Below are 19,452 nucleotides of genomic sequence, written 5' to 3' on the forward strand. Positions count from 1 at the left end.
TATGATTCGCTTTCTAATAAATAACGATGTCGTTGAATTAAATGAAGCGCGGGCCGACCTCACCCTTCTACAATTTATTCGCGAGCATCGCAAAAAAACAGGCACAAAAGAAGGCTGTGCAGCAGGAGACTGCGGTGCGTGTACCGTAGTACTTGTGGAACCAGCCTCTTCAAATAGCGCTGCAGAACTTAATTATCGAACAGTGAATAGCTGCATCACGCTAATGAGTGCAGTTCATGGTAAGCAGCTTTTATTTGTTGAGCATTTAAACGATGGTAAACACTTACACCCCGTACAGCAGGCGTTAGTTGATCACCATGGTTCTCAGTGTGGCTTTTGCACGCCTGGTTTTATCATGTCGATGTTCGCCTTATATCACAGCAATACAAAACCAAATCGCGACGATGTGCTGCACGCTTTATCAGGCAACTTATGTCGCTGCACAGGCTACCGCCCTATTATCGACGCTACGATGGCGGTGTGCGAACAAACACCTGATGATCAATTCACTGCACGCCAAGCTGCCACCCTTTCTACATTACTGTCATTATCTGGTGAGAAACCCACTGGTACGGGAAATATCCATACGCCAACGTCTCGCGAAGAACTGAAGACTCTGATTCAAGCGCATCCAACTGCACAGCTAGTCGCTGGCAGCACGGATTTAAGCCTTCAGTTCACGCAACAGCTAAAAGATGTAGAAACGCTTATCAGTGTGACGCATATTGATGCACTAAAACAATGCACCAAAAGCGAGCATTCTCTTATTCTTGGTGCAGCTGTACCGCTAAATGATGCGGCACCTTTATTACTAAATGCATTTCCGCAAGTGGCTGAGCTTGTTACCCGATTTGCCTCGTTGCCTGTCCGCAATCAGGCTACCATTGGCGGTAACGTGGCTAACGCTTCCCCTATTGGTGATATGCCGCCGTTATTACTCGCATTGAATGCCATACTGCATTTAGATAACGGCGAGAGCGTTCGTATGATCCCAATTAGCACATTCTTCACAGGCTATCGCGAGACCATGCTGGCGAAAGATGAATGGATAAGTGCAATAGAAATACCATTAAAACAGCCCAATCAAGCATTAGCTGCATATAAGATATCGAAACGATTTGAAGATGATATTTCTGCAGTATGCGCCGTATTTAATGTCACACTCGGCAACGGTAAGGTAGAAGCCATTAGCAGTGGCTTTGGTGGTGTAGCAGCAGTTCCGTCAACCTGCAATGCGTTAGAAAACGTTTTGAAAGGTAAGCAGTTCGCTAGCAACGAATGTTTAACGTTGGGCAAACAAGTCTTATTCGATGCATTTTCACCTATCGATGATGTGCGCACTACAGCCCAATACCGTAAAACTGTTTTAGCTAACCTGTGGCATCGCTTCTGGTTAGAAAACCAAACAGCAAACCAAATTGAAACACGGGTGGTGCAGCATGCGTAAGTTAATTGATGCCCCTAATCCACTTCAACAAAACGACAAGCAAAGTGTCGTTCACGTATCTAAAAAGCACGAGAGCGCAACACGCCAAGTACAAGGCAGCGCCAACTATGTTGACGATGTTATTGAACCTCAAGGCACTCTTTATGCTGCCGTTGGTGTAAGCCAATGCGCAAAAGGTACGATTAACTCGATAAATCTTGACGCTGTTCGCCAAAGTGAAGGCGTTGTAGATGTGGTTACGATTGACGACGTGCCTGGCCATAAAGATATTGGACCTGTGTTCGAAGGCGATCCGTTACTTGCTAATGGCGAAATCAAATTCTTCGGTCAGCCTGTATTTGCAGTGCTTGCCACTTCGGTAAACCTTGCCCGACAAGCTGCGCTAAAAGGGAAAGTAGAGGTGAGTGAAGCCAAACCTATACTTAGTGCCGAAGCTGCGCACCAGCAGCAAACGTTTGTGCGTCCCCTACATCGGTTCGGCCAACATACTGACCGCGTTGAAAGTACATTTGAAAAAGCGATCCACCAAGCACATGGTACGCTCAGTATTGGTGGACAGGAACATATGTACTTAGAAGGACAAGTGAGCCTTGCGATCCCTGATGAAGAAGATCGCATGAAAATCTATACGTCTAGTCAACATCCCAGTGAGGTACAAAAACTCGTTGCCGAAGTACTCGATGTAAAATTGCACCGTGTAATGGTAGACATGCGACGTATGGGCGGCGGCTTTGGCGGAAAAGAAACGCAAGCCGCGCAATGGGCCTGTATAGCGGCTCTGCTGGCATCGCGCAATCAATGTGCGGTTAAGCTTCGCTTACCACGCTTCACCGATATGCATGTTACTGGCAAACGTCACCCATTCGAAAACGAGTTCGACGTGGCCTTTGACGGGACAGGTAAAATTGAAGCCACCCGCATGACAATCAACGGTATTTGTGGGCACTCGCCTGATTTATCTGACGCCATTGTCGATAGAGCCATGTTCCATGCGGACAACGGTTATTTCTTAGGTGATAGCGACATTGTTGGTCACAGATTGCAAACCAATATGGTATCGCACACCGCTTATCGAGGCTTTGGCGGACCGCAAGGCATGATTATGGCTGAAGCCATGATTGATAAAATTGCCCGTGCTATTGGCAGCGACCCCCTATCGGTAAGAAAACGTAATTTATACGGCCCCACGACAGGTAGTTTTACCCCCTACGGAATGAAGGTAGAACATAACCTTCTGCCCGATATGATTGCCGAGCTAGAAGAAACCGCTCAGTATTGGCAGCGCCGTGAAGCTATTGCAGCGTTTAACCGCGAAAGCCCGGTGATTAAGAAAGGTTTAGCGCTAACGCCGGTTAAGTTTGGCATTTCATTTACCGCGAAGCATTTAAACCAAGCTGGCGCTTTAGTGCACATTTATACTGATGGTAGTATTCAGGTGAACCATGGTGGTACTGAAATGGGCCAAGGGCTTCACACCAAAATAGGCCAAATTGCAGCCAATGAATTTGGACTAGATTTGGATATGATTGAAGTCACTGCAACACGCACTGACAAAGTACCTAACACTTCACCAACAGCAGCTTCAAGCGGCACTGACTTAAACGGAAAAGCCGTACAAAATGCATGTATTACGCTAAAAGCCCGTTTGGCCGAGTGCTTTGCCAAAAGCTTAGGTCTAGAGAACCGCGCTGGCGACGTGCTATTCATTAATGAGCACGTGGTATTGGATGAGCACAAAATTACCTTTACCGAGCTTGTGCAGCAAGCGTATTTTGCTCGTGTATCTTTGTCTTCAAGCGGTTTCTACAAAACCCCAAAATTACAGTATAACCGCGACACCGGTGAAGGCCGTCCGTTTTTCTATTTTGCCTATGGCGTCTCAATGAGCGAAGTCTCTGTCGATACACTTACCGGTGAATATACGGTAGATAAAGTTAACGTCCTCCACGATGTTGGCAACAGCCTTAACCCTGCCATTGATATTGGCCAAATAGAAGGCGCGTTTATTCAAGGTATGGGTTGGCTTACCACAGAAGACCTTAAATGGAATGAAGCGGGTAAGCTGATAAGTGAAAATATGGCGACCTATAAAATTCCAGCTATTGGCGATACGCCAAAAGAGTTTAATGTGAAGCTGTTTGGTAGAAAGAACGCTGAAGACAGCATTTACCACTCAAAAGCGGTTGGCGAGCCACCATTTATGCTGGCTATTTCAGTGTGGTGCGCCCTTAAAGACGCCATATCTAGCCTATCTGGCTACACAGTTGATCCGCAGCTAGATACACCAGCCACACCAGAACGGGTGTTAAATGCAGTAAGTGCTATGCAGCAGTCGTCCAGTCGAGGCGGTGTTTTATGACACTCACGGCAGCAAAGTCATCTCGCGCGCCCCAATCATTTCGTGCAACAAACTGGCATGAGGGAATAGCCGAATGCCAAGAGCGCAATGAAGGCTATGTGCTTGTGACTGTGGTTGGCACTGCAGGCTCTACGCCTCGTGAACCCGGTAGTAAAATGGTGGTTACCGCTTCACAAAGCATCGATACCATTGGCGGCGGGCACCTTGAGTTTGATGCCATTGCCCGCGCACGAAAGTACCTTGCAAAAGGCGAAGCATGCACTGAACTTTACAGCTACCCGTTAAGCAGTTCTTTAGGACAGTGCTGCGGCGGCGCAGTAAAGGTGCTATTTGACGTGTGTAACGTTCATCAGCAGCACATCGCCATTTTTGGTGCTGGCCATGTTGCAAAAGCATTGGTGCCTATTTTGGCTCAATTGCCTGTACGCATTTCGTGGATAGACAGTCGCGAGGAACTGTTTCCATCGTCTTTGCCAGCCAACGTGCACAAAGTCGTGGAAGAAGCACCAGAGAGCGAAGTTAGACACCTTGATGAGAACAGTTGGCTGATTATACTCACCCACGATCATCAATTGGACTATCGCATTACAGAACAGGCGTTAAAGCAACCTTCCCTCCCCTTTGTTGGGTTAATTGGTTCAGACACCAAAGCAAAGCGCTTTATTACCAAGCTGACTCAGCGTGGGTTTGACGACAACGCGCTGGCTAGGCTATTTACGCCTATAGGTAACCGAGATATTCCAGGCAAGCAACCTATTGAAGTTGCCGTTTCTATATCTGCGCAAATTATCGAACGTCTTCATGAAAAAGAAGTAACGGCGGGCAACAGTAGCAAAGACAGTGAGAAACCCGCTACAGCGTTTCACAAAGAAAAGGACACCACCAGTGACACTTAAAAAATTAAATACGCTAAGCGCTGAAGAGGCGTCTTCTTGGTTTGAGCAATGCTGCGCGGCGAAAACCTGGGTTTATCAAATGGTAAAAGCACGTCCCTACAGCGACAAGAATGCACTTGTTAATCAAGCGAAGAGCGCGTGGGCCAAGTGCAGTGATGACGACTACCTTGAAGCTTTTACGGCACACCCCATGATTGGTGACGTTGATTCGTTGCGCAAAAAGTTTGCAAAGACCAAAGCCATTGCTGCGGGCGAGCAGTCGGGTACAGCCAGCGCGTCCGAGGCCGTTTTACACCAGTTAAAAGAAGCCAATCACGCCTATTTAGACAAGCATGGGTTTATCTTTATTATTTGTGCCACCGGTCTTTCTGCGCAGACTATGTTAGAAGCATTACAAGCTAGGCTACCCAATACCACACAGCAAGAGATTACCAATGCTGCTGCAGAGCAAATAAAGATAACCCTATTGCGTATTAACAAAGCGCTGGATTAACCCCCCGTATTTTCAAAAATATGGTCAATACGCATTGAATAGTTTTTAAGGAAAACAGTATGAATACGCTTTCTAGCCACGTACTCGACACTACATTAGGTAAGCCAGCACAAGGCATTGCCCTTACACTTACACTACCTGACGGTAGCACCCTTTCGGGTGAAACGGATAATGACGGGCGTTTTAACAACTGGGGCGTTGAAGACGGTTTTGCCGCAGGCGTTTATACCCTGCGCTTTCACTGCAAGCCTTACCTTGTAGAAACGCATGGCAAAAGTTTCTACCCACACATTGATATTACATTTGAACTTGATGAGAATGGCGGCCATTATCATGTGCCACTTCTTATCTCTCCATTCGGTTTCAGCAGCTACAGGGGCAGCTAACAAACATGCAGCTTTTTCGTGCAAGCATTGCGCACTTTCCTAACCAAACTACACAGTTCGATAATGACATCGCTATATTCAAAGACGGTGGTTTGTTAGTAGACAATAAAGAAATAAAAGACATTGGCACATTTGAAGAGATAGCAAAGCGCTACCCGGCTGCCACTGTGACAGATTTTTCAGGCAAGTGGATTTTGCCAGGTTTAATAGACAGCCACCTGCATTATCCGCAAACACAGAGCATAGCTCATTATGGCGAACAGCTGTTGAGCTGGCTTGAAAACTATACGTTTCCCACAGAAATGCAGTTTGCTGACAGTGAACACGCTAAAACCATTGCTAACGTATTTTTGCGCCAATTGCTAAAGAACGGTACTACCACAGGTTTTGTTTTTACTACGGTTCATAAAAGCAGTAGCCACGCATTATTTAGTGCAGCAAGCGAAATTGATATGGCAATTGTGGCCGGTAAAGTATGTATGGACAGGAATTGCCCTAGTGCGCTTAATGACTGCGCCGACACAGCACAAGCTGACAGTGCAGAATTAATCGAAGCTTGGCATAACAAGGGCCGCAACCGCTATGCGCTAACGCCCCGTTTTGCGCCAACCAGTACTGAAGCTCAGCTTGCTGCATTAGGGGAACTTGCCAAGCAGTATCCCGACGTTTTCATTCAAACACACTTGTCTGAGAACTTAGACGAGATTGCATGGGTGAAGAGCTTATTCCCTAAAGCGGACGGCTATTTAGATGTATATGACACCTACAGCCTTGTGCGTGAACGTGCGGTGTTTGGCCATGGCATTCACCTTACGCCTAACGAATGGGCACGCTTAGGCGAAAGCGGCGCTACGGTGGCCTTCTGTCCGACATCTAACCTGTTTTTAGGAAGTGGCCTTTTTGATATGACCGCAGCGCGTGCTAACAAGGTCCATGTGGCCATGGCCACCGATGTGGGTGCAGGCACTACGTTTAACATGTTTAAAACCTACGGCGATGCATACAAGGTTAGTCAATTGCGCAGCGAGCCCATCAGCCCGTTAGAAGGCTTTTATCTTATGACCCAAGGCGCGGCCGTAGCTCATGCGCTTGATCATGAAATAGGCAACTTAAACCCAGGCACCACTGCTGACTTTATCGTTGTTGAGCCTAGGTTTGACGAATTGACACAATTGAGAATAAAAGAAGACGCGGACTTTGACGATGTGTTTTTTGCCTTGAGTATTTTAGGTGATGACCGCGCTATCGACCAAACGTGGATAAGCGGCACCTGCCGCTATAAAAAAGAACATCATTAATAACAGGCTGCTGTAGGGCCTTTGGGCCCTAAATAAGGAGAACAATAATGCCGTGGCTAGATTGGATAAGTTTATTTGTACGTTGGTTCCACGTTGTAGCGGGTGTAGCGTGGATTGGCGCGTCGTTTTACTTCATTTGGTTGGATAACAATCTACGCACGCCACCTAAATGGAAGCAGGATAAAGGTATCAAAGGCGACTTATGGGCTATTCACGGTGGCGGCTTTTATGAGGTCGCAAAATACGCCTATGGCCCAGAGAAAATGCCAGAAACACTGCACTGGTTTAAGTGGGAAGCCTATACCACGTGGTTATCGGGCTTCGCACTACTCATAATTGTTTATTACTTTGGTGCTAGCGCTTATCTTATCGACCCTTCGGTAAACGCCATGTCACCGACCACGGCAATATCTTTAGGTTTAGGGTTAATCTTTGGCGGACTAGCCTTATACGAATTTGCGTGTCGTAGCCCATTGGCAAAGTATCCACTTGCCTTTGGTATTGGATTAGTCGCGCTTGTTTGTATTGTCAGCTACCTGTCTACCCAGTGGTTTAGCGGTCGCGGTGCCTATATTCATGTTGGTGCGCTTATTGGCACTATCATGGCAGGAAATGTCTTTTTCAACATCATGCCGAACCAGCGCAAAATGGTAGCAGCTGTAGCCGATAAGAAAGATATTGATCCTAATTGGGGGGCGAGCGCTAAATTGCGTTCGGTACACAATAACTACTTTACGCTGCCACTGCTGTTTATCATGATTTCAAATCATTACCCCATGACGTATCAACACTCGCAAAATTGGCTGGTACTCATTGCGATAATGGCCGCTGCCGCTTGGATACGTCATTTCTTTAACTTGCGTCATGTGGGCACCACTAAACCTGGTATTTTAGTGTCTGGTGCAGTCGCTATGCTAGCAATAGCGCTATGGGTGTCATGGCCACAGTCGCCATCACATACATCGAATGAAGGACATAAAGATGTAAGCCTTGTCGATGAAGTAGGTAAAAAAGTAACGGCTAACAATGCAGTCGCCCAAGCGAGTTCTGAAGTAAGCAATGAGCGAGTAGTAAGCTTAATTACAACCCATTGTGTGGGTTGCCACTCGCGCACGCCAACCGACGATATCTTTAAAGTCGCGCCTTTAGGCGTAGTATTAGATACGTGGGAAGATATTGAAAGGTTTGCGCCACAAGTGGTTCGAAGAACCACTGTGACCAAAGACATGCCATTTTTAAACAAGACAAAAATGACAGACGAAGAGCGTCAGGAAATAGCGCGCTGGTTCGCTCAAAGACAAAAATAGAATGGCGAAAGCGATGTAGATATCGAGTCTCAGGAATAGCTGTCTACATCGCTTTATCAATCGCGGTTAAAACTTGCTGATAACGCTTTTTTCCGTACATTACCTCATCGGCCTTATCTAGCCACTCCTGCACGGTTTCAATCCCTTCGCTCCACTCAACCCAGCCAACACTGAAGCCAATTGGTACTACCTTATTGCCATCTACATTAACTTCAAAGTCGCTTTGGGCAACCCTATTAAAAAAAGCTTCCGTTTCCTTTTCACCCGTGCCATAGAGCAGGATCACAAATTCATCTCCGCCAATACGACCGAATCTATCACTATCACGCAACAAACTACTCATTCTTTCAGAGAACTCAACAAGCGCCTTGTCTCCTACCTTGTGACCATATTTATCGTTAATTTCTTTGAATTTGTTTAAGTCTATATAAACAAGCGTTGACGTTTGTTGGCCACGATCCATACGAGAAATTTCGTCACTTAACTGGCTAAATATCTCTCTCCTATTGGCAAGTCCAGTGAGCGAGTCGGTTTTCGACAGGTGCTCTAATTTAGTGACGGCGCTCATCAGAGCTTGCTGCTGCGTTTTCTCTCTTGTTATATCGTCGGCCGTACCTAAGATAAGCGACTGCATTTCACGGTCGTCAAATATCAAGCTTCCGCGATCGTGAAGATACTTCACTTCGCCCTTCGAGTCGTATATACGATATTGAATATCCCAATTCTGCAAAGGGCGTTGACTGAACAGTTTTAACACCCGTGCTTTATCATCTTCATGTACATGATCAATAAAGCTCATAGGGTTACAGTAAAGTTCGTACTCGTTGCGACCGAATATGTTTGAATAGCCATCGTTAACGTATTGCAGTTTAGACAAGTCTGGCGTCGCCACCCATATAAACGTTCTATCAGAAAATGCGCTAACAATTTTGCTAAACAAGGCATCAACTTGAAAGAGCTCAGACTGGATGCGCTTTTTCTCGTCGATATCTTCCACAATAGAAATAAAATAGTCTGGGTTGCCGCGCTGATCTCTTACTAAAGACACTGTTAACTTCGCCCAAACTTGCTCGCCATCGCGCCTTACATATCGCTTTTCAATCGCATAGTCATCGATATCACCTGCCATCAGGCGCTCTAAGTAACTTAGATCTTCATCAAGATAATCTGGCGCAGTTAATTCTTGAAAGGTTAACGTCGTTAGTTCTTCATCAGAATATCCTAAAAAATCACACAGTCGCTTATTTACACGTATAAAGCTTCCATCCACGCTTACGTGAGCGAGCCCAACAGGACAAAAGTGAAAAGTTTTTTCAAACATAGGGCATCGCCCCGTTCGGTAATTGCATTCCGTCGCCTCAAGAGGTGGCACTCAAAGGATAATGAGCACCCTTTTATACTTTAGTATAAATCATTATAGATTAACTTTTTTCATTCGCTAAAAAATGCATCTAAGAAAAAGGCTTAGATAGCGTCTAACTGCGACATAGCGGTAAAAGGCATTTGATGGTGGAGATTGCTTTTCACCTGAAAAAAGTTGCTAGTCAGCTTTAAACGCTAACCATTACTCCGTTAGTTGCCTATGTTAGCGTTTTTTCTCAATAGGACAGTAAAATGATCGAGTTTTCAGTCGTAATCTATTCTCAACCAAACCAACAAGATGCACTTTTAGACGCATTGTTACCCTTGGTTAAATCAAGCCGAGAAGAAGTCGGCGCAGTGATGTATGACCTACATGCAAGTGAAGAGGGTGTGTTTGTTATTACGGAGAAATGGCAATCTCAGGATGCCCTTGATGCTCATGAAGCTACTGAACACTTTGTTGGTTTCCAAGAAAAAGCCGGAGAGCTTGTTGAAAAAGTACTTCGATTACCGCTAGTGTCGGTCTAGCTCTTTATAAAGCAAATGCGGTGAGATAAATGCTCACCGCTAGCGGTATTTAATCATTCGTGTGGTTTTCAGACCAGACTCTTAGCTGTTCGAGAATATCTAGCGCTGAGCGCCCAAACTCGGTGAGACTATAAGCAACCGCAATTGGACGAGAGTCGATAACGTTGCGGATCACCATACCGTTGTTTTCCAGCTCTTTAAGGCGCTGATCAACCATCTTCCGGCTGGCGCCGCCAAGCATTCTACACAGGTCGTTAAATCTAACAGGCTCATCTTTGAGATGATAAATAATAGAACCCGTCCACTTTCCACCAATTAGGCGCATTCCACGCTCTATAGCACAAGGCTCTGTACAAGTATTTAGAACGGTTTTTCTACCCTTAGCGTCTGTTTTTATTTCACTTTCCATCTATTTTCCTAAAAAAGCCACCTAGTTACTAAAAGTATACTAATTGTTTGTTTGAACAAGGTAACTAAAATAGACCACATAAGCAAGTTTGGCCTCTAGTATACCTTTAGTTAATTAGTCTAACTCCAATTCGAAAGGTTCATTCGGGCGTCTATGGAGTGAGCGGTTATTAAAGGGAGAGCCAACGCGGCCAGATTTTAATAATACCAATTAAAACAGGCAAAACCGACCGTTCAAACCAAGTACAGCGCCTTGGCGAGAGCATATTAAACATTAACTTCACGGTGACACAAACCATGATTGAATTTACGTTAAATGGAAAAAGAGTGCAGACAGATGCTGCATCAGATACGCCTCTCGTTTGGGTAATACGCGATGAATTTGGACTAAAAGGTACCAAGTTTGGGTGCGGTGTAGCGATGTGTGGCGCATGCACGGTACATATTGATGGTAACGCTATTCGCTCTTGCTCCTATCCCGTTTCGTTAGCTAAAGATAAGAACGTAAACACTATTGAAAGCTTCAACAACGCGCATCCGCTGCAATCTGCTTGGGTAGAAGAGCAGGTTCCTCAGTGTGGCTATTGCCAGTCTGGCCAAATCATGCAAGCAGCGACATTGCTAGATAGAGATCCAAACCCGAGCGACCAAGATATTGTTAATCACATGAGCACCAATTATTGCCGCTGTATGGCTTACGCGCGCATAAAAAAGGCGATTAAGCGCGCTGCAACGTCTTCTGTTCAATACTTTGATCCAACCGCTTCATCAGAAGGGGAAAACGCATGAGCATGAAAAATATCTCTCAAGAAAAGAAAGACATGATCAACTTATCTCGCCGGTCTTTTATAGTGGGATCAGTGAAAACGTCTTTATTCATGGCATTTGGTGCTGCCGCTATTCCATCCCTGCTGTCGGCGAAAGAAAGTATTGAAGCCAAACAGTTTTCTCCAAATATTTGGTTTGAAATGGATACAGATGGCAACGTTACCGTCAACATAGCCAAAGCGGAAATGGGTCAGCATATCGGCACGCCAATCGCTAGAATCTTGGCTGATGAGCTTGAGTGCGACTGGGAGAAAGTGTCTATAGTTCACGTTGATACAGACCCGAAATGGGGCTACATGGTAACAGGCGGCTCTTGGTCAATTTTCCATACTTACAAGCCAATGTCTCAGGCGGGCGCCGCTGGCCGCATGGTGTTAATTGATGCAGGTGCGAAGCTACTTGGCGTGCCTGCCGATAGTTGTAAGGCAGAAAAAGGCTTTGTTATCTCAGGTAACAAAAAAATTAGCTACGGCGATATCGTAGCGAATGGCAAAGTAGACAAAACATTCAGTGCAGATGAGCTTGCTGAATTGCCAATTAAACCGGGTAAAAAACGCCACCTTATCGGTGTTAACGCAGACTACAAAGCACTCGACATCCCGCCTAAAACTAACGGTACTGCGGTATACGGCATTGATGTGGAAGTGGAAAACATGCTTTATGCACGCCCCATTCTGCCTCCGACTCGTTATGGCAGTACAGTAACAAATGTCGACGACAGTAAGGCTAAGAGTCTACCGGGATATAAAGGTTATAAAGTGCTTACCGATCCGAGCGGTACTATCGAAGGTTGGGTTACTGTATTGGCTACAGACTACCCTACTGCGATAAAAGCTGTTGATTTGGTGAAAGTTAGCTACAACGCCGGTAAAACCGCCAATGTTTCTGAAGCTGATATACAAAAAGAAGGCGAGAGAATTGTACGCGATCGTAAGGAAGGCACCGTTTTTGTAGACGAAGGAAATATAGAGCTGGCGCAAACACAAGCGGCACAAACCATTGAAGCTTTATACACCACAGCGACTGCCAATCATTTCCAGCTAGAACCACTTAACGCCATTGCTGAATTTAAAGGTGGTAAATGGCATATACATACGGGTAACCAGTGGCAGAGCCTAACACTTCCTACTGTAGCTAAAGCCGCAGAGGTCCCAGAAAGTGATGTGGTCCTTCACCAGTATTATCTTGGCGGTGGCTTTGGGCGACGCCTTTTTGGTGATTGGGTTGTTCCTGCTTTGCTTACAGCTAAAGCTGCTGGCCAGCCAGTCAAACTGGTATTCATGCGCCCGGATGATACATTATTTGATCAACCCCGCTCTGCCTCTACTTCACTGTTTAATGCGTCGTTCGATGAAAATAATCAATTTTTAGGCATGGAGCATGCGCTAGCGGCAGGCTGGCCAACACTAAAAATGGCACCAGGATTTCTAGCACCAGGAGTAAACGGTGAAGGGAAAGTCGATATGTTTTCGGCATCTGGTGCCGACCACTGGTACACCATGTCTCACCATCGCGCACGCGCGGTTAACAATAAGGTAGCGCAAGATACGTTTACGCCAGGTTGGCTGCGTTCGGTAGGTCAAGGTTGGATTGTATGGGGCTTAGAATCATTTATTGACGAAGTGGCAGTGAAAGCCAACAAAGACCCCGTCGACTTCAGACTTGCTATGTTAGATGGTAAAGGTAAACAAGGGGGCAAAGCACCTGAAAGTGTCGGCGGTGCCACACGACTTGCCAATACGCTTGAAATTCTTAAGAAAAAGACGGCGAAAGTTAAACTTGGTGCTGATGAAGGCATTGGCTATAGCGTAAGTGCAGGTCAAGAACGCACTATGCCAGCTTGGCTCGCGACTGCAGCTCATGTTCACGTTAATAAGCGTACTGGAAAGATAACGGTTAAGAAGTTATGGGTTGTGTCTGATGCTGGTATTGTTATTCATCCAGATGGCGCGATGGCACAGCTTGAAGGTTCACTGCTGTGGGGACTGAGCTTGGCACTGTTTGAACATAACGAAGTGAAAAACGGTCAGGTTTCAAAAACAAACTTACATACCTACCTTCCTCTACGTATGAACGATGTCCCAGAGATGGATATTGAACTTGTTGAAAGTGAGGAGTTTCCAGTAGGGCTGGGTGAACCAGGCGTTATTGGTGTCGCGCCGGCTATCGGCAATGCCGTGTACCAAGCCATTGGTGTACGGCTACGTCATTTGCCCATGCTTGCTCAACACGTTACCGCAGCACTAAAAGCATGAGGGCAGTATGATGAAAATGATATCTGCTTTAGGAGTAAGCGCCCTATTCGCACTTATGCTCATCGGGTGTAGCTTACATGAAAATGACGATAGCAATCATGAAAGTTTAACTGCTAACGCTTCACAAATGGCTAACTCAACACCTGCTTTTGAAGCTTATCAGCAAGATCCTAACCCAACGACAGCATTTAACTACTTGTTCGATGTAGCAACACATCCACGGTGTGTGAACTGTCACGGTGTTATTGAAGATGGCGCTCACCGACCGACAGTGGGCGACAACAGCGTCCCCCACCCTATGAACATTACCTCTGTGAATAACTTGAAAATGGCGGTGCAAGATGGAAAGTTTGTTCAGGTTGGCGAAACGCACCCCGTAAACTGCCGCGGATGTCACCAAGATGAAAATGCGCGTGAACCCGGCAGGCCGCCTGGTGCAGCAAACGACCTTATGCCAGGTTTCGTGTGGCACATGCCGCCTCCTACCATGATTATTGGCAGCGACATGACACCCTCAAAATTATGCAACAATTGGTTAAACCCACGTTTGAACTCTTTTCTTGCTCAACGTGGGGGAAGAGATGACATGAAAACGTTTAAAAAAGAATTTGAGCATCATGTCAGTGATGATCCATTAGTGAGATGGGCATGGAACCCCGGCCCAGGCAGAACACCTGCTCCTGGGACACATGCACAGTTTGCTAAGGCAATGTCGGTTTGGATTAACGGCGGCGCACCTTGCCCGACAGAAAGTTAAGTTAAAAAAGTCTTTGCCAAAAATGAACAGCCCGCGTTTTAAGCGGGCTGTTCAACGAACGAAGTAGGCATTGCTTGTTTAGGCGAGATTAGAAATGGTAGTGAGCGCTCAATACAAACGATTCTGAACCAGGGTTCGTGTCCCCTAGCCCACCGTTAGAAATATGGCCAATTTCAGCCTCTAGCGAAAAAGATTCAGAGAAATTGTAGAGTCCGGAAAGTGATGAATAGAACTCAATGGTGTCGCCTAAATTTTCAGATTCATCAACAATGCCCGCGTGAAAGGCAACGCGTACTGAAAAGTCATTGTATTTGTAGACATCTTTTGCCAAACCCGCTGCGAAGTAATGTTGGCCTTGGTCCGCATTAACCAGAAGTACGGTAGGTCGTAAACCGTAAAACGAGTCCAGCGGTTTATGGATGTAGGCGACGTGCAATGCGTAACGGTCTGCGTCATCAAACAAGTTCCATACCGCAGCCCCAGCTTTAAGCTCACTTCCTTGCGGCAGGGCTTGAGTAGAAAGAGAAACAAGGGGAGAAAGTAAAGATAATGCAAGTGCGAGTGTTTTTACTGGTGTTTTCATGTTTATACTGTCCTAGGGCCTGCTGACCTTTGCTGTACAATTTTGCAGCGGTCTGTGTGCCATCTAGACAAGACGAATGTTTGACGGTCTAGTGGTTCTAAATCGAAAACATTCAACGCAGTATAGGTGGCACACAGGCGCTGCCCAAAGGGGTCGTCATGGAAGCCTTTTACTCTTTGTTACAGTCCTTTAACTTAGCCCACTAGGCTTGCAGGACTGTTTCGCGATTAAAAGGCTTCCATCTAGACCAAAATTTGTACATCAAAGGTCAACAGGCCCTAATCAAAAGTTAAAAATAGTGTTCCGTCGACGCTTCTATTAGAAGCTGTTTTTATACGTGAGTACATAATGGTAATCAGGTTACTTTTTTCAACCTAATAAATATTAGTAACCTTATAACTTTGAGGAAAAACACATTCTTATTTGCTCTAAACGTACAGATTGAATTAATGAATAACCTAGGGTCTTTTGACCTTTGCCGTGTTTTGCACATCAAAAATCAACGGCTCCTTATCGCTCAACTAGAGCTGGATGTAGCACTGAGTAGAAATGTATGACTGACGAGAACATCATTGAAAGCAATGTAGAGAGCACTAAGAAAAGTAAGAAAGTACTGGTTCTCTTTGCCCATCCCGCGCAAACCCGTTCAGAAGTAAATGTGCCGCTTTTTCACGAAGCAAAAATGAATAAACACGTTACTGCTGTTGACTTGTATGCGGAATATCCAGATTTCAATATTGATATTGAGCGGGAACAGCAGCGTTTAGTTGACCACGATGTCATTATTTTTCTGTTTCCACTTTACTGGTATTCCACACCTTCAATCTTAAAAGAATGGCAAGATTTAGTGTTGGAATATGGTTTTGCCTATGGGCATGAAGGCACTGCACTTAAAGATAAATTATTTCTTTGCGCATTAAGTGCAGGCGGTAAGGAAGAAGCCTATCAAACTGATGGCTTTAATCATTACACCATCAGGCAACTGCTCCAGCCTTTAGAGCAAATGGCTCAGATCACGCACATGACCTACATTGCTCCTTTTGCGATCTTTGGCTCTCGTACCGCGCAAGAAGAGCATCGCGTTGCTGAACATAGAGGTAAGTGGACAACCTTGCTAAACAAATTGACCACTAACACCCTGAATCTAGAAAAAGCAAAGCACATCGAGAATCTCGCAGACCTTTGTACATCGCAAGGAGAGTAACGTGACTGGTTATTTCTTATATGCATTTATCTATCTGGTCGCCGCCGTAATTGCAGTGCCCATTGCGAAGCGTCTTGGATTAGGGTCTGTACTAGGCTATTTAATAGCAGGGCTAGTGATTGGCCCCATATTCGGCCTTGTTGGTGACGAAACTGTTGCCATTCAACATTTTGCTGAATTTGGTGTAGTCATGATGCTGTTTTTGGTTGGGCTAGAACTAGAGCCTCGCTCGCTGTGGGCGATGAAGTCAAAATTAATGGGATTGGGCGGCCTTCAGTTAGCGTTAACCACCGCCCTTATCACAGGCGTAGCCATATTGCTTGATCAGCCTTTTAGCATTGCCCTTACAATAGGCCTTATATTCGCCCTTTCTTCAACTGCCATTGTTTTACAAACGTTGCAGGAAAAAGGGCTGCAAAAAACGGAAGGAGGCAAAAGCGCTTTTTCTGTGTTGCTGTTTCAGGATATCGCGGTTATTCCCATGCTTGCGCTTATCCCTCTTCTTGCCATACCCGAACTGGTCGAAGCAGGAAATGCACATGGCGGCGATACAGGGTCACACGATAGCTTTAATTTAGTTGAAGGGCTTGCCCCATGGGCTTCAGGTCTTGTGATCATTAGCTCAATTGCCTTTTTAACCATCGGAGGACACTACTTAAGTCGCCCCTTATTTAAGTTTGTTGCTGCATCGGGTTTACGGGAAATTTTTACCGCCACTGCGCTCATGCTCATTATAGGAATTGCAGCACTAATGGGACTTGTAGGTCTCTCTCCCGCCCTTGGTGCATTCTTGGCTGGTGTAGTTTTAGCAAACAGTGAATTCAGGCATGAACTTGAAGCTAATATCGAGCCGTTTAAAGGCTTACTGTTAGGCCTCTTTTTCATAACGGTAGGCGCAGGCATTAACTTTTCCGTACTTAGTGAGAGCCCAATGCTAATAGCAGGGCTAACCGTAGCTGTTATGCTTGTGAAAGCCATTGTGCTGTTTATCATCGCCTTAATTTTTAAAATAAAAGGCACTAACAAATGGCTATTCACATTAAGCCTTGCTCAGGCGGGTGAATTTGGCTTTGTGCTATTAAGTTTTGCCTCGCAAAACTATGTGCTTCCCAGCGACATTATTTCTGTTCTTTCGCTGGTTGTTGCCATTTCAATGTTCCTAACGCCAGGACTTTTTATTCTTTTCGACAAGGCCATCATTCCTCGCTACAAAAACGCGAAATCACAGCGAGCTGAAGATGAAATTGACGAGAAAGGCACAGTCGTTATTGCTGGAATTGGGCGCTTTGGACAAATCATTAACCGTCTTTTAGTGGCCAACGATGTAAATACCGTTGTGCTTGATATTCGCTCTGAGCAAATAGACCTTATCAGACGGATTGGCACCAAAGCCTATTTTGGCGATGCATCTAAACCAGACATTTTGCATACTGCTGGCGCTCATGAAGCATCGCTATTAGTTATTGCTATAGACGATAAAGAAACCGCTGCCGAAATGGTGAAATACGCCAAGCACGCATTTCCTAACATTAAAGTGCTTGCGCGTGCCTTTGACCGCGGCCATGGGTATCGCTTGCGCCAGTTGGGCGCAGATTTTGTGGTATCAGAAACGTACCACAGCGCTCTTGAAATGGGCGCAGAGGCACTTCGCTCACTCAACATTCACCCTTTCCAAGTTGAACGGCAAAAAATGGCGTATAAAAATATTGAGGCTCAGCAAAACGATGTGCTTTATCACGCGTGGGCGGATGAGGCCAGCGGAGAACGAGTAGACAATAATTATCTGAAACTCTTTATTGAACTTGAATCGCTAATCGAAAATGCGCTAAAAGCAGATTTACACGACAAGCATTCGAAAATGCGTGGCTGGACTCCACCGCCTAAAGGATATGCTGAAAAACTAGCGCCCGATGAAAACCCTGATTAGGGTGAATTGCGAACTAGCCGGCGGTATTTCGAGAAGGTAATTGTCTGATAGTGACCGGTCACCCACGAATATTTATGGGCGGTAGCATACTATCGCCTTGTAAAAATAAACAAAAAGCTGATCGAAAAGGGAAAAAAGCGCTATAACCTGTATGTATATCAAACTTGTCGTATATTGGCTTTTTATCTTTCACGTTCAGAAGTTGACACGCGCCTTGTACAAGATAACCCATTGCCTAAGTGGGAATAAAAAGTGGTCTATTTAAATGGAGAGTTACCATGTTGTCTGAAAAAAGTCTCTTTCACAGCTTAGCCCTGCGCACTGTGATGGTATTTACTGCACTCGCTGGATTAAGTGCGTGTGAAGAAGCCCCTACGCCACCCAAGGCAGTCTCATCAACACCGGTAACGCTTTATAAAGTGCAGCACTCGGACGAAACCATCGCTAAATTCCCGGGGCAAGTGGAAGCGGCTGAATATTCGAACCTTTCGTTTCGCATTGGCGGCAAACTCCAAGAACTCAAAGTAAAAGCGGGCGAGGAAGTTAAAGAGAACCAGCTTATCGCTAGACTTGATGATAGAGACGCGAAAGCACAGTTAGCCACTGCCCAGTCTCAGTTTGACGTGTCATCGGCTATGTTTGAACGTATGGAGGCTTCCGTTGAAAAAGGCGCGGTAAGCCGCTCTACTTTTGATGAAGCGAAAGCCAATTTTTTAGCCGCTAAAGCCAGTCTGACCAACGCACAGGACCAGCTAAGCTATACGGAGCTTCGCGCACCGTTTGCGGGGCTTATTGCGTCTGTTCCTGTTGAAAATTACCAAGTCATTGTACCACAGCAGACCATTGCCGAGCTTCATATGCCGGGTGCAATCGACGTTACGTTTCAATTGCCAGAGCAAAAAATGCGTATGATTGATCGCTCACGAGCCCGTGAAAATCGTACATCTGAAATGGCATGGGTGAGCTTTTCAGGTATGCCAGATAAACGTTACGCGGCCATGTATAAGGATCACGAAAGCACCACGCGACAAGGCGAGCTTAGCTATGAGGTAACAATTACTCTGCCAGAACCAGACGACATCAATGTTCTAGCGGGCATGAGCGCCACCGTATTACTTGATATGTCGAAACTCATTGAGTCTAACGCAAAGCTTTGGCTAGTACCTTTTGGTGCGGTGGTTACCGACAATGCAGATCCAGACAAAGCGATTGTATGGCGTTTTAAGCCTAGTGATAGCGACGCAACGAAGGGCACCGTAGAAGCAGTAGAAGTGATGATTACGCGCGGCATTTCCAACGGTCTGTTAGTTGAAGGCCCGCTAAACGACGATGATAAAATCGTTGCTGCTGGAGCTCATCTTGTAAAAGAAGGCCAAGCTGTTACGGAGTGGACGAAAGAAGGGGGCCTATAAGC

Annotated in this window: 17 protein-coding genes; 14 read left to right on the plus strand and 3 right to left on the minus strand. The window is 45.7% G+C overall.

The features are described from left to right. Position 1: 1 nt before the first annotated feature. Genes xdhA through WA381_RS07570 form a run of 7 tightly spaced genes read left to right on the plus strand, consistent with a single transcriptional unit; the run spans position 2 to position 8,186 of the window. Positions 2-1,447, plus strand: coding sequence for a xanthine dehydrogenase small subunit (gene xdhA / locus WA381_RS07540; protein WP_156086218.1), 1,446 nt, complete (start codon positions 2-4; stop codon positions 1,445-1,447). Continuing rightward, positions 1,440-3,806, plus strand: a complete 2,367-nt coding sequence (gene xdhB / locus WA381_RS07545) for a xanthine dehydrogenase molybdopterin binding subunit (protein WP_156086217.1) — start codon at positions 1,440-1,442, stop codon at positions 3,804-3,806. Before xdhA ends, xdhB begins: the two co-directional genes overlap by 8 nt. Further along, entirely contained in the window at positions 3,803-4,702 is a 900-nt protein-coding gene (gene xdhC / locus WA381_RS07550) for a xanthine dehydrogenase accessory protein XdhC (protein ID WP_156086216.1), read from the plus strand. The genes xdhB and xdhC overlap by 4 nt, the downstream gene beginning before the upstream one ends. Next, positions 4,692-5,195, plus strand: a complete 504-nt coding sequence (gene uraD / locus WA381_RS07555; protein ID WP_156086215.1) for a 2-oxo-4-hydroxy-4-carboxy-5-ureidoimidazoline decarboxylase — start codon at positions 4,692-4,694, stop codon at positions 5,193-5,195. The genes xdhC and uraD overlap by 11 nt, the downstream gene beginning before the upstream one ends. A 59-nt stretch (positions 5,196-5,254) precedes the next feature. Continuing rightward, positions 5,255-5,581, plus strand: a complete 327-nt coding sequence (uraH, locus tag WA381_RS07560; RefSeq protein WP_014976192.1) for a hydroxyisourate hydrolase — start codon at positions 5,255-5,257, stop codon at positions 5,579-5,581. A gap of 5 nt (positions 5,582-5,586) precedes the next feature. Next, entirely contained in the window at positions 5,587-6,879 is a 1,293-nt protein-coding gene (guaD, locus tag WA381_RS07565; protein WP_049588801.1) for a guanine deaminase, read from the plus strand. Positions 6,880-6,926: 47 nt separating this feature from the next. Then, entirely contained in the window at positions 6,927-8,186 is a 1,260-nt protein-coding gene (locus WA381_RS07570) for a urate hydroxylase PuuD (RefSeq protein WP_156086214.1), read from the plus strand. Positions 8,187-8,229: 43 nt separating this feature from the next. Here the strand turns inward: WA381_RS07570 and WA381_RS07575 are convergent, their stop codons facing one another. Beyond that, the gene (locus tag WA381_RS07575; RefSeq protein WP_110287928.1) at positions 8,230-9,507 is read right to left on the minus strand and encodes a diguanylate cyclase; all 1,278 of its coding nucleotides are present in this window, start codon (positions 9,505-9,507) and stop codon (positions 8,230-8,232) included. Between the two features lie 293 nt (positions 9,508-9,800). Between WA381_RS07575 and WA381_RS07580 the strand changes: the two genes are divergently transcribed. Then, positions 9,801-10,076, plus strand: a complete 276-nt coding sequence (locus tag WA381_RS07580) for a putative quinol monooxygenase (protein WP_014949064.1) — start codon at positions 9,801-9,803, stop codon at positions 10,074-10,076. A gap of 49 nt (positions 10,077-10,125) precedes the next feature. Here the strand turns inward: WA381_RS07580 and WA381_RS07585 are convergent, their stop codons facing one another. Next, positions 10,126-10,485 carry a winged helix-turn-helix transcriptional regulator gene (locus tag WA381_RS07585; RefSeq protein ID WP_014949063.1) on the minus strand — a complete coding sequence of 120 codons (360 nt, stop codon included), beginning with the start codon at positions 10,483-10,485 and terminating at the stop codon, positions 10,126-10,128. A 296-nt stretch (positions 10,486-10,781) separates the two neighbouring features. Between WA381_RS07585 and WA381_RS07590 the strand changes: the two genes are divergently transcribed. Genes WA381_RS07590 through WA381_RS07600 form a run of 3 tightly spaced genes read left to right on the plus strand, consistent with a single transcriptional unit; the run spans position 10,782 to position 14,324 of the window. Then, positions 10,782-11,273 carry a (2Fe-2S)-binding protein gene (locus WA381_RS07590; protein WP_156086213.1) on the plus strand — a complete coding sequence of 164 codons (492 nt, stop codon included), beginning with the start codon at positions 10,782-10,784 and terminating at the stop codon, positions 11,271-11,273. Beyond that, complete coding sequence (locus WA381_RS07595) at positions 11,270-13,567, plus strand: xanthine dehydrogenase family protein molybdopterin-binding subunit (RefSeq protein ID WP_156086212.1); 2,298 nt, start codon at positions 11,270-11,272, stop codon at positions 13,565-13,567. Before WA381_RS07590 ends, WA381_RS07595 begins: the two co-directional genes overlap by 4 nt. Before the next feature lie 7 nt (positions 13,568-13,574). Next, positions 13,575-14,324, plus strand: coding sequence for a hypothetical protein (locus WA381_RS07600; RefSeq protein WP_156086211.1), 750 nt, complete (start codon positions 13,575-13,577; stop codon positions 14,322-14,324). An 88-nt stretch (positions 14,325-14,412) separates the two neighbouring features. Here the strand turns inward: WA381_RS07600 and WA381_RS07605 are convergent, their stop codons facing one another. Beyond that, positions 14,413-14,907, minus strand: a complete 495-nt coding sequence (locus WA381_RS07605; RefSeq protein ID WP_101564083.1) for an acyloxyacyl hydrolase — start codon at positions 14,905-14,907, stop codon at positions 14,413-14,415. A gap of 553 nt (positions 14,908-15,460) precedes the next feature. On the opposite strand from WA381_RS07605, the gene WA381_RS07610 reads away from it, so the two are divergent. From WA381_RS07610 to WA381_RS07620, 3 genes are all read left to right on the plus strand, one after another. Then, positions 15,461-16,111, plus strand: a complete 651-nt coding sequence (locus tag WA381_RS07610) for an NAD(P)H-dependent oxidoreductase (RefSeq protein WP_014949058.1) — start codon at positions 15,461-15,463, stop codon at positions 16,109-16,111. A 1-nt stretch (position 16,112) separates the two neighbouring features. Further along, positions 16,113-18,038, plus strand: coding sequence for a monovalent cation:proton antiporter-2 (CPA2) family protein (locus tag WA381_RS07615; RefSeq protein WP_110287923.1), 1,926 nt, complete (start codon positions 16,113-16,115; stop codon positions 18,036-18,038). A 278-nt stretch (positions 18,039-18,316) separates the two neighbouring features. Further along, positions 18,317-19,450 carry an efflux RND transporter periplasmic adaptor subunit gene (locus WA381_RS07620; RefSeq protein ID WP_039225671.1) on the plus strand — a complete coding sequence of 378 codons (1,134 nt, stop codon included), beginning with the start codon at positions 18,317-18,319 and terminating at the stop codon, positions 19,448-19,450. Positions 19,451-19,452: the final 2 nt, after the last annotated feature.

This window comes from Alteromonas sp. CH_MED4-4 (assembly GCF_037029575.1).
Taxonomy (GTDB): domain Bacteria; phylum Pseudomonadota; class Gammaproteobacteria; order Enterobacterales; family Alteromonadaceae; genus Alteromonas; species Alteromonas macleodii.

Coding starts and splice junctions, on each gene's coding strand:
- WA381_RS07610 (WP_014949058.1), top strand. CDS start 15,461: ATGACTGACGAGAACATCATTGAAAGCAATGTAGAGAGCACTAAGAAA.
- WA381_RS07595 (WP_156086212.1), top strand. CDS start 11,270: ATGAGCATGAAAAATATCTCTCAAGAAAAGAAAGACATGATCAACTTA.
- WA381_RS07620 (WP_039225671.1), top strand. CDS start 18,317: ATGTTGTCTGAAAAAAGTCTCTTTCACAGCTTAGCCCTGCGCACTGTG.
- WA381_RS07590 (WP_156086213.1), top strand. CDS start 10,782: ATGATTGAATTTACGTTAAATGGAAAAAGAGTGCAGACAGATGCTGCA.
- WA381_RS07580 (WP_014949064.1), top strand. CDS start 9,801: ATGATCGAGTTTTCAGTCGTAATCTATTCTCAACCAAACCAACAAGAT.
- xdhA (WP_156086218.1), top strand. CDS start 2: ATGATTCGCTTTCTAATAAATAACGATGTCGTTGAATTAAATGAAGCG.
- WA381_RS07600 (WP_156086211.1), top strand. CDS start 13,575: ATGATGAAAATGATATCTGCTTTAGGAGTAAGCGCCCTATTCGCACTT.
- xdhC (WP_156086216.1), top strand. CDS start 3,803: ATGACACTCACGGCAGCAAAGTCATCTCGCGCGCCCCAATCATTTCGT.
- WA381_RS07585 (WP_014949063.1), bottom strand. CDS start 10,485: ATGGAAAGTGAAATAAAAACAGACGCTAAGGGTAGAAAAACCGTTCTA.
- uraH (WP_014976192.1), top strand. CDS start 5,255: ATGAATACGCTTTCTAGCCACGTACTCGACACTACATTAGGTAAGCCA.
- guaD (WP_049588801.1), top strand. CDS start 5,587: ATGCAGCTTTTTCGTGCAAGCATTGCGCACTTTCCTAACCAAACTACA.
- WA381_RS07570 (WP_156086214.1), top strand. CDS start 6,927: ATGCCGTGGCTAGATTGGATAAGTTTATTTGTACGTTGGTTCCACGTT.
- WA381_RS07605 (WP_101564083.1), bottom strand. CDS start 14,907: ATGAAAACACCAGTAAAAACACTCGCACTTGCATTATCTTTACTTTCT.
- WA381_RS07575 (WP_110287928.1), bottom strand. CDS start 9,507: ATGTTTGAAAAAACTTTTCACTTTTGTCCTGTTGGGCTCGCTCACGTA.
- xdhB (WP_156086217.1), top strand. CDS start 1,440: ATGCGTAAGTTAATTGATGCCCCTAATCCACTTCAACAAAACGACAAG.